Source organism: Streptomyces sp. NPDC059248 (assembly GCF_042753905.1).
GTDB lineage: Bacteria > Actinomycetota > Actinomycetes > Streptomycetales > Streptomycetaceae > Streptomyces.
On sequence record NZ_JBHYZV010000059.1, the window covers coordinates 42,870 to 51,890 of the forward strand.

Consider the following 9,021-nt stretch of genomic DNA (forward strand, 5'->3'; position numbering starts at 1 on the left):
AACGGTCCCATCGGCGGACTCACCCCTTCGGTTCCTTCGGGAGGCCGAGTACCCGCTCGGCGATGACCGTACGTTGGATCTCGTCCGAGCCGCCGTAGATCGTGTCGGCCCGGCTGAACAGGAACATCCGCTGGTCCGGGGCGAGTTCGTACGAGGCGTTCCACTCCCCGGGGCCGGCCGTCGCCGCCGCGCCCCGTACCGCCATCGCCAGCTCGCCGAGCCGCCGGTGCCAGCCGCCCCACAGCAGCTTCGCCGCGCTCGCGGCGCCCGTCTCATCGGAAGCCCCCAGCGTCCCCTCCGTGTTCCAGCGCATCGCCCGCAACTCCGCCCACTGGCGCACCAGCCGGTCCCGGAGCACCGGGTCCCGTACCGCGCCCGTCGTCACCGCCGTACGGACGACGTCCCGCAGCTCCGTCTCGAAGCCGATCTGCTGGGCGAGCGTCGACAACCCGCGTTCCATCGCGAGCAGGCCCATCGCGACCGTCCAGCCGTCCCCCGCACGGCCGACGACATGGTCGGCGCGGGCGGCGGCCCCGTCGAAGAAGACCTCGTTGTACTCGCTCGTCCCCGTGAGCTGCCGAATCGGCCGGACCTCGATCCGGCCCGGCTGGTCCATCGGTACCAGCAGGAGCGACAGTCCGTGATGGCGTACGGAGCCGGGTTCGGTCCTGGCCAGGACGAAGCACCAGTCGGCCTCCCGGGCCAGCGACGTCCACACCTTCTGGCCGGTGATCCGGTAGCGGGAGCCATCGCGGACGGCGGTCGTCCGCAGCGCCGCCAGGTCGGATCCCGCGTCCGGCTCGCTGTACCCCTGGCACCACAGCTCGTCGCCCCGGGCGACCGCAGGCAGAAAGCGGTCCCGCTGCTCCGCCGTCCCGTACCGGATCAGGGTCGGCGCGAGCAGGTTCTCGCCGATGTGCCCGACCCGGCCGGGCGCGCGGGCGTACGCGTACTCCTCGGCCCACACCATCCGCCGCGCCGGGCTCTCGGCGCGGTTGCCCCAGCCGCCGTCGGGCCAGCCCAGGCCGATCCAGCCCGCGCGCCCGAGTTCGCGTTCCCAGGCGCGGCGTACGGCCACGTCCTCGTGCTCCCGGCCGGGGCCGCCGCCCGCGCCCCGGTAGGCGCCGGTCAGCCGCTCGGCGAGCCAGCTACGGACCTCCGCCCTGAACTCCTCCTCCCCGCCGCTCATACGGCGTCCCCGCCACCCCCGGCGTTGGGGCGGTCACCCGCCTTCGCGGCCCGCGCCATCTCCTCCAGCGCCGCAAGCATCGGCATCGGGTCGGTACCGACCGTGCCGGGCAGGAAGTCGGCGATCTTCCCGGGGGTCCAGCCGCCGTCCGCGTATCCGGCGCGCAATTCGCGCGGCTGCGCCCAGACCGCGATCTTGGGCCCGGCGATCGTATAGACCTGTCCGGTGATCTCCCGGGCCCGGTCGGAGAGGAGGTAGACGACGAGCGCGGCCACGTCCTCGGGTTCGCCGATCTCCTTCAGCTCCATGGGGACGCCCGCCGACATCCGGGTACGGGCGACGGGCGCGACCGCGTTCGCGGTGACGCCGTAGCGGTGCAGTCCGAGCGCGGCGCTGCGGACGAGGGAGATGATCCCGCCTTTGGCCGCCGCGTAGTTGGCCTGGGCGACGGAGCCCTGGTGGTTGCCGCTGGTGAAGCCGATGAGGGTGCCCGAGCCCTGTTTCCGCAGGACGGCGGAGGCGGCGCGGAAGACGGTGAAGGTGCCTTTCAGATGGGTGGCGACGACGGGGTCCCATTCCTCCTCGGTCATATTGAAGAGCATCCGTTCGCGCAGGATGCCCGCGACGCAGACCACCCCGTCGAGCCGTCCGAACGCGCTGAGCGCCGTGTCCACGACGCGCTGTCCGCCCGCCATGGTGGCGATGTCGTCGGCGACGGCGACGGCCTCGCCGCCCGCCGCCGCGATCTCCTTCACCACGGCGGTGGCGACCTCCGACGAGGGTTCGGCGCCGTCGACCCCGACGCCGTAGTCGTTGACGACGACCCGCGCGCCCTCGGCCGCCGCGGCGAGCGCGACCGCCCGGCCGATCCCGCGGCCCGCGCCGGTGACGGCGACGACCTTGCCTGCCAAGAAGTTCCCCACGCCCGGCCCCTTCCCGCGGTTTCTGACGGTCCGTTAGATTCTATGCAGGGCCGATCGGTCCGGCACAACCCCCGTACGGCGAACCGATGTCAGGAGGCCGGACCGCGATGCCGCTGCCGCCCGAGTTCCACGAGATCGCCCGGCGCGTCAACAACTGGGGCCGCTGGGGCGCCGACGACGAGATCGGCACCCTCAATCTGGTGACGGACGCGGTCGTCCGGGCCGCCGCCGCCGGCGTGCGATCCGGCCGGCGCGTACCGCTGGCGATCCCCCTGCACGCCGACGGGGTGCAGACCGGGCTGGTCCCGGGCCGGATCAACCCGCAGCACACGATGATCCAGATCAATTACGAGATGTTCGGCCCGGGTACCGTCGCGACCAGCGACGACGCCGTGACGATGGCGCTCCAGGCGGCCACCCACTGGGACGCGCTGACCCATGTCTCGCACGGCGGGAAGATCTACAACGGCCGTTCCGCCGACACCATCACCCCGCACGGCCGGGCCCGCTACAGCGGTATCGACAAGGTGCCGTACGTGGTCTCGCGCGGGGTGCTGCTGGATGTGGCCCGCGCCAAGGGCGTCGACCGGCTGGGTCCCGGGCACGCGGTCACCCCGGAGGATCTGGACGAGGCCGCGGAGTTCGGCGAAGTCACCGTAGGTACGGGCGATGTGGTCCTGGTCAGGACCGGTCAGCTGGGGCTGCTGCTGGCGGGCGACCGGCACGCGTACGGCTTTCCGGCGCCGGGCCTCTCGATCCGTACACCGGAGTGGTTCCACGCCAGGGACGTGGCCGCGGTCGCCACCGACACACTCCCCTTCGAGATCATCCCGCCGGAGATCGAGGACCTGTGGCTGCCGGTGCACGCTCTCGACCTGGTCGAGATGGGCATGCTTCAGGGGCAGAACTGGAATCTCGAAGAGTTGTCCACAGCCTGTGGAGAAGAGCGCCGGTACGCGTTCCTGCTCTCGGCCATGCCGGAGCCGTTCGTGGGCGCGACGGGCACACCGGTCGCCCCGGTCGCGGTGTTGTGAGCCGTACGGGACCCGAGGTGTACGGCCCCGGAAAGGCGGCGGGCGCGCGCCGACGGCACACGCCCGCACCCCGCACCCCGGCTCCCGAACCGAAAGACCAGCACTACCGGCCCTACCGCCGGACGGTCGCCAGCCCCGCCGTCCCGGCGCGCGCGGCCCCACCGCGGGCCCCGTCCCGTACGACGACCTCGCGCCCGGTGTCCCGGATCCCGGACCCCGCCGCCGCGATCTCCCGCGCGGTCGCTCCGTGCCCGCCGTGCCCGCCGTGCGCTCCGTGCGCGCCGCGCGTGTCGCCGGGCCGGGTGCCCACGCCGAGCGGCACCGCCCGGTCGACCTCGCACCAGATGGCCTTGCCGTTGCCCTCCTGGCGCCAGCCCCACCGGTCGGCGAGGCCGTCGACGAGTTCGAGACCCCGGCCGTTGGTCTCGTCGTCCTCGGCGGTACGCCGCCGGGGCGGCCGGGCGCAGCGGTCGGCGACCTCGACCCGGACCGTGCCCGCCTCCGCCTTGCCGAGCCCGAAGAGCATCCGCAGGACGGCCGGACAGCCGGTGTGGACGACCGCGTTGGTCACCAGCTCCGAGATGAGCAGGATCAGGGTCTCCGCCAGCGGCTCGTCGTGGTCTATCCCGGAGCCGATGAGCCGGGACCGGGCCCATCTACGGGCTCTTCCCACCTCCGCGGGGTCGGGACCGACCTCCAACTGAACCTGGAGCACCTGCACCGCTCACACCATCCGAACCGGCGGACACATCGCCTCGCGCCTCGACTGGGTCTTTCCCGACCGGGTCACCGAACGTGACTCCCTTGCGGGCCAGCATGGTTGACGTACAGTCACCGCAACAAGCGCTTCGGGCATATTCCAGCGCGAAGGAGTACCCGGCGCGGAGGCTGTGCGACACCTGCCACAGCGAGTCGAACAAGGGGGCGTGGCCCGCTCACCCGTGGTGTGAGCGGCGCGCCTTCCCGGACACGGGGACACCTCGGGGGCACCACCGCGGCCGTCACGCCTCGGTACGACTCGCATTTCACGCAGCGTACCGGAGTGAGCGACCGACGACGCCCCGTGACGAGTCATCCGAAGGACACAACCCGATATCGACGCAACGTGACACCGGATGGTGCTATAGCGGCTCCCGCGCGCCGGAAGGGCCCGCGAGCTGGGCGGCTTCCCCCAGAGCCCGGGCGCAGATCTCCTCGGCGTCCCCGGCACAGGGCCTGACCCGGGCCCGTACCCAGGCCCGTTTCAGATGCAGATGGACGTCCGCCTCCCAGGTGAACCCCATGCCGCCGTGGACCTGGACGCAGTCGCGGGCGTTGTCCGCGGCCGCCTCGTCGGCGAGCAGTTTGGCCCCGGCGATCTCGGCCGGGTCGCCGGTGACGGCCGCCGCGTAGACGGCCGCGCGGGCGAGTTCCGTACGGACCAGCATGTCGGCGCAGAGGTGTTTCACGGCCTGGAAGGAGCCCACGGGCCGGCCGAACTGTTCGCGCTCCCCGGCGTACCGGACGGCCAGCTCGGTGACCCGGCCCGCCGTGCCGAGCTGCTCGGCGGCGGTGAGCAGGGCGCCGACCGGGTCGTACGGGGCGTCCGCCCCGGGTCCGGGCGCCCGGTGCAGCGGGGTCAGCGGGTCGACGGACCGCAGCGGTACGGCCCCGGCCGGGTCGCCGTCCACGGTGTCGGCCGCCGCGAGATGGGCGACCAGGCCGCCGTCGACCCGGGTCACCACGGTCTCCCCGGTCGCGGCCCCCGGTACCCGGCCCGCCGCGAGATGGGTGGCGACCAGCGGGCCGGGGGCGAGGGCCCGGCCCAGTTCCTCGAAGACGAGGACGGCCTCGGGCGCGCCGAGCCCGACGCCCCCTTCGGCCTCGGGCAGCCGGAGGGCGAAGACGCCCGCGTCGGCGACGGCCGTCCACACCGCCGGGTCGAGTACGGGCCCGGCCGCGTCGTCGGCCCCGGCCCGTACCGCTTTCGGCGGATGGACCCGGTCGAGGAGTCCGCGGGTCGCGGCCTTCAGGGCCCGCTGGTCGTCGGTGAGCCGGAACCGCATCTCAGGCGCCGCCCTTCGGCAGGCCGAGCAGCCGCTCGGCGATGATGTTCCGCTGGATCTGCGACGTACCGGCGGCGATGGTGTACGACAGCGACGCCAGCCGGTCGGTGTTCCACTCGCGCCCCAGGTCGAGCGCGTCGGGGCCGAGGACGTCGGCGGCGGCGTCGTACAGCTCCTGGCGGGCCCGGGAGTAGCGGAGCTTGAAGACGGATCCGCCGGTGCCGGGGATCCCGCCGGTGGCCTCGGACTCGCTCACGTTCCACTGCGTCAGCCGCCACAGGGCCGTGAAGTCGGCGTGCAGCCGCCCCAGCCTGCGGCGGAGCACCGGATCGTCCCAGCGGCCCGTTTCACGGGCGGCGGCGGCGAGCGCGGCGAGGGTGCGGCGGCAGGCGACGACCTCCCCGACGAAGGCGGTCCCGCGTTCGAACGAGAGGGTGACCATGGTGACCCGCCAGCCGTCGTTCTCGGCGCCGACCCGGTTGGCCACCGGGACCCGTACGCCGTCGAGGAAGACCTCGGCGAACTCGGCCGTACCGGCGAGGGTGCGCAGCGGCCGTACGGTGACGCCGGGCGCGTCCATCGGGAGGGCGAGCCAGCTGATGCCCCGGTGTCTGGGCGCTTCGGGGTCGGTGCGGACGAGGAGTTCGCACCAGTCGGCGACCTCGGCGTGGGAGGTCCAGAGCTTGGTCCCGGTGACGATGTAGTCGTCGCCGTCGCGGACGGCCCGGGTCCGCAGGGACGCCAGATCGGATCCGGCGTCCGGCTCGCTGAACCCCTGGCACCAGATCTCGTCGCCGCGCAGGATCGGTTCGAGCCAGCGTTCGCGCTGTTCGGGGCTGCCCTCGGTGGCGATGGTGGGTCCGGCGTGCAGCAGTCCGACGAAGTTGGCGCCGACGTAGGGCGCGCCCGCGGCCTCGGTCTCCTCCAGGAAGGCCAGGCGCAGTCCGGGCGGGGCGTCCCAGTGCAGCTGGGCGTATCCGGCGTCGTACAGCATGCGCTGCCAGCGGGTGTCGTACGCGCGCCGGCCCGGCCAGTCGTCGGGCGCGGGCCGCGGGGGGAGAAGGGGCAGGTGGTCGGCGAGCCAGGCGCGCAGCCGGGCGCGGAACGCCGTCTCCTCTTCCGTCAGGCCGAAGTCCACGTACGGTCCGCCTCTCCCCGCCCCGCTATCTGACGACCCATCACATTTCAACCGCTCCCAGGCTAGCCCCACCCCTCTGGACCGACAAGCGATGGCGCCCTACCCTCTCGACACGATCTGACGTCACGTCAGATGACTGGGCCCGAACCGGGAGGCGTCCGCCCATGGCCACCGAGACCGCGCACACGGAACCCGACGCCCGCGCCGTCGCGTACGAACTCGGCACCGCCCGCACCCTGTGGGAGCTGATCGCCCGCCGCGCCGCCCTCACCCCCGACCGGCGCGTCCTCCTCCAGGACGACCGCGTCCTCACCTTCGGCGGGCTCCGCGACGCCGCCGAGAGCGCCGCCGCCGGACTGCACGGCCTCGGCGTCCGCCCCGGCACGGTCGTCGCCTGGCAGCTCCCCACCACCATCGAGACCGTCGTCCTGTGCGCGGCCCTCGCCCGGATCGGCGCCGTACAGTCCCCGGTCATCCCCTTCTACCGCGACCGGGAGGTGTCGTTCGCGCTCACCGCCTGCCGCGCCGAACTCTTCGCCGTCCCCGGCGAGTGGCGCGGCTTCGACCACCGCGCGATGGCCGACCGGATCGGTGCGCGGGGCGTGTTCGACGCGTACGGCACCCTCCCGCGGGGCGACCCGGCGGTCCTGCCCCCGCCGCCCGCCGACGGCACCGATGTCCGGTGGATCTACTGGACCTCCGGCACCACCTCCGACCCCAAGGGCGTCCGCCACACCGACCGCTCCCTGATCGCCGCGGGCTCCTGCCTCGCCCACGCCCTCCGGCTCACCCCCGACGACATCGGCTCCATCGCCTTCCCGTTCGCCCATATCGGCGGCGCCGACTATCTGGTGATGCTGCTCCTGTACGGCTTCCCCGCGGTCCTCTTCGAGAAGTTCGCGCTGCCCGACGCCCTCGCCGACTACCGCCGCCACGGCGTGACCACGGCCGGCGGCTCCACTGCCTTCTACTCCATGTTCCTGGCGGAACAGCGGAAGCTGCCGCCCGGCGAGAAGCTCATCCCCACCCTCCGCCTCCTCGCGGGCGGCGGCGCGCCCAAACCGCCCGAGCTGTACCACGCGGTCGTCCGCGAACTGGGCTGCGCGCTGACCCACGGCTACGGCATGACCGAGGTCCCCATGATCACCATGGGCGCGCCCGACGACTCCCCCGCCGATCTGGCGGCCACGGAGGGCCGCCCGCCGGACGGCATGGAGATCCGGATCGTCGACGGCGAGGTCCGCCTCCGCGGCGAGGCCGTCTGCCGGGGCTATCTCGACCCGGCCCACACTGCCGAGGCCTTCGACGCCGACGGCTTCCTCCGCACCGGCGACCTCGGGCAGCTCACCCCCTCCGGCCATCTCGTCCTCACCGGCCGCAGCAAGGACGTCATCATCCGCAAGGGCGAGAACATCTCCGCGAAGGAGATCGAGGACCTGCTCCACACCCATCCGTCCGTGTCCGACGCGGCGGTGATCGGCCTCCCCGACGACTCCCGGGGCGAACGGGTCTGCGCGGTCCTCGAACAGCACCCGGACACCACCCCGCTCACCCTCCCGGACCTCACCGCCTACCTGCGCGCCCACGACCTGGCCCCGTACAAGATCCCGGAACAGCTGGAGGTGGTGGACGCGCTGCCCAGGAACGAGACGCTGCGGAAGGTGCTGAAGTACCGGCTGCGGGAGCGGTTCGGCGGTTAGAGGTCGTGTCATCAATAGTGCGGTGTTATCGGATTCTTTGTGCCCGCTAAGGTGCTGATGCTGGTGGGACTAGCGGGTCCGTTCTGGCTTTCTGAGGCGGAAGGTGTGGTGTCCGAGACGGGAGTCGGCCTGCGCCTGTCTCATTCCAGGACGCCCGGGTCTGTTCCGTGCTTCCACGCGGGCGAACGCACGCCTGGGCGCACGCCCCGGACCGGCGGTATGCCCAGGTCATGGCTGACCGTCGTGCGTATCCGAGTGATCTGTCCGATGCCCGCCGGGAGTTGATCGAGCCGGTGCTGTCCGCGTGGCGCTACGAGCGCCACGGCCGGGCGCTGGGCTTCGGCCGGCCCGCCGAGCTCGACCTGCGCGAGATCATGAACGCGATCCTGTACGTGGACCGCACCGGCGTCCAGTGGCGCTACCTGCCGCACGACTTCCCGCACTGGAACAGCGTCTACGGTTACTTCGCCAAGTGGCAGCGCGATGGCGTGTTCGTCCAGCTCAACGGCCTGCTGCGGGAACTGGTGCGCGAGCGGGAGGGCCGGAACGCCGAGCCTTCGGCGTGTGTGATCGACGCACAGAGCGTGAAGACCTCCACCAGCGTTCCCGCCACGAATCAGGGCACGGACAGCGCCAAGAAGATCGTGGGCCGCAAGCGGAGCATCGTGACCGACACGCTCGGCCTCCTGCTCGCGGTCCTGGTCACCGCGGCCAGCGTCCAGGACTCCGACGCCGGCACCCTCGGCATCGACATGGAAATCACCACCCGCAAGGCAGGGACCAGGGGATTCACCCCGATACCCAAGCGTTGGGCGGTGGAGCGGACCTACGGCTGGCTCATGCTGAACCGCCGCCTGGCTCGCGACTACGAGACTCTCCCGGCCCGCTCCGAAGCCATGACCCACCTGGCCATGAGCGACCTGATGGCCCGCCGCCTGACCGGCGAGAGCACCATCTCCTGACGCAACCCGACATAACCGGATCAAACTCGC

8 protein-coding genes are annotated in these 9,021 nt (G+C 72.5%); 3 read left to right on the forward strand and 5 right to left on the reverse strand.

The window, feature by feature from the left end:
- Nucleotides 1–19 precede the first annotated feature (19 nt).
- Together ACFXG1_RS23690 and ACFXG1_RS23695 are read right to left on the reverse strand one after the other, a co-directional pair.
- Nucleotides 20–1,189: an acyl-CoA dehydrogenase family protein gene (locus tag ACFXG1_RS23690; RefSeq protein ID WP_384708697.1), complete on the reverse strand. Its 1,170-nt coding sequence runs from the start codon at nucleotides 1,187–1,189 to the stop codon at nucleotides 20–22.
- A complete protein-coding gene (locus ACFXG1_RS23695; RefSeq protein ID WP_384708694.1) occupies nucleotides 1,186–2,112 on the reverse strand; it encodes an SDR family oxidoreductase in 927 nt (308 codons plus the stop codon). The genes ACFXG1_RS23690 and ACFXG1_RS23695 overlap by 4 nt, the downstream gene beginning before the upstream one ends.
- A gap of 107 nt (nucleotides 2,113–2,219) precedes the next feature.
- Here ACFXG1_RS23695 and ACFXG1_RS23700 point away from each other — a divergent pair, with 107 nt between their 5' ends.
- Nucleotides 2,220–3,146 (forward strand): cyclase family protein, encoded by a 927-nt coding sequence (locus ACFXG1_RS23700; protein ID WP_384708706.1) that lies wholly within the window; start codon nucleotides 2,220–2,222, stop codon nucleotides 3,144–3,146.
- Between the two features lie 112 nt (nucleotides 3,147–3,258).
- On the opposite strand, the gene ACFXG1_RS23705 is transcribed toward ACFXG1_RS23700, so the two are convergent.
- The 3 genes from ACFXG1_RS23705 to ACFXG1_RS23715 form a co-directional block, all read right to left on the reverse strand.
- Nucleotides 3,259–3,867: an ATP-binding protein gene (locus ACFXG1_RS23705; RefSeq protein WP_384708690.1), complete on the reverse strand. Its 609-nt coding sequence runs from the start codon at nucleotides 3,865–3,867 to the stop codon at nucleotides 3,259–3,261.
- Between the two features lie 400 nt (nucleotides 3,868–4,267).
- Entirely contained in the window at nucleotides 4,268–5,191 is a 924-nt protein-coding gene (locus ACFXG1_RS23710; RefSeq protein ID WP_384708687.1) for an acyl-CoA dehydrogenase family protein, read from the reverse strand.
- 1 nt (nucleotide 5,192) lies between these two features.
- Nucleotides 5,193–6,329 (reverse strand): acyl-CoA dehydrogenase family protein, encoded by a 1,137-nt coding sequence (locus ACFXG1_RS23715; RefSeq protein WP_384708684.1) that lies wholly within the window; start codon nucleotides 6,327–6,329, stop codon nucleotides 5,193–5,195.
- Between the two features lie 164 nt (nucleotides 6,330–6,493).
- Here ACFXG1_RS23715 and ACFXG1_RS23720 point away from each other — a divergent pair, with 164 nt between their 5' ends.
- Together ACFXG1_RS23720 and ACFXG1_RS23725 are read left to right on the forward strand one after the other, a co-directional pair.
- Complete coding sequence (locus ACFXG1_RS23720; protein ID WP_384708681.1) at nucleotides 6,494–8,029, forward strand: class I adenylate-forming enzyme family protein; 1,536 nt, start codon at nucleotides 6,494–6,496, stop codon at nucleotides 8,027–8,029.
- Nucleotides 8,030–8,259: 230 nt separating this feature from the next.
- Nucleotides 8,260–8,991, forward strand: a complete 732-nt coding sequence (locus ACFXG1_RS23725) for an IS5 family transposase (RefSeq protein WP_384708678.1) — start codon at nucleotides 8,260–8,262, stop codon at nucleotides 8,989–8,991.
- The last annotated feature ends 30 nt before the right edge of the window (nucleotides 8,992–9,021 follow it).

Bases quoted from the DNA above. Each gene is read 5' to 3' on its own strand.
- ACFXG1_RS23690 (WP_384708697.1), bottom strand. From the start codon at position 1,189: ATGAGCGGCGGGGAGGAGGAGTTCAGGGCGGAGGTCCGTAGCTGGCTC.
- ACFXG1_RS23700 (WP_384708706.1), top strand. From the start codon at position 2,220: ATGCCGCTGCCGCCCGAGTTCCACGAGATCGCCCGGCGCGTCAACAAC.
- ACFXG1_RS23710 (WP_384708687.1), bottom strand. From the start codon at position 5,191: ATGCGGTTCCGGCTCACCGACGACCAGCGGGCCCTGAAGGCCGCGACC.
- ACFXG1_RS23720 (WP_384708681.1), top strand. From the start codon at position 6,494: ATGGCCACCGAGACCGCGCACACGGAACCCGACGCCCGCGCCGTCGCG.
- ACFXG1_RS23725 (WP_384708678.1), top strand. From the start codon at position 8,260: ATGGCTGACCGTCGTGCGTATCCGAGTGATCTGTCCGATGCCCGCCGG.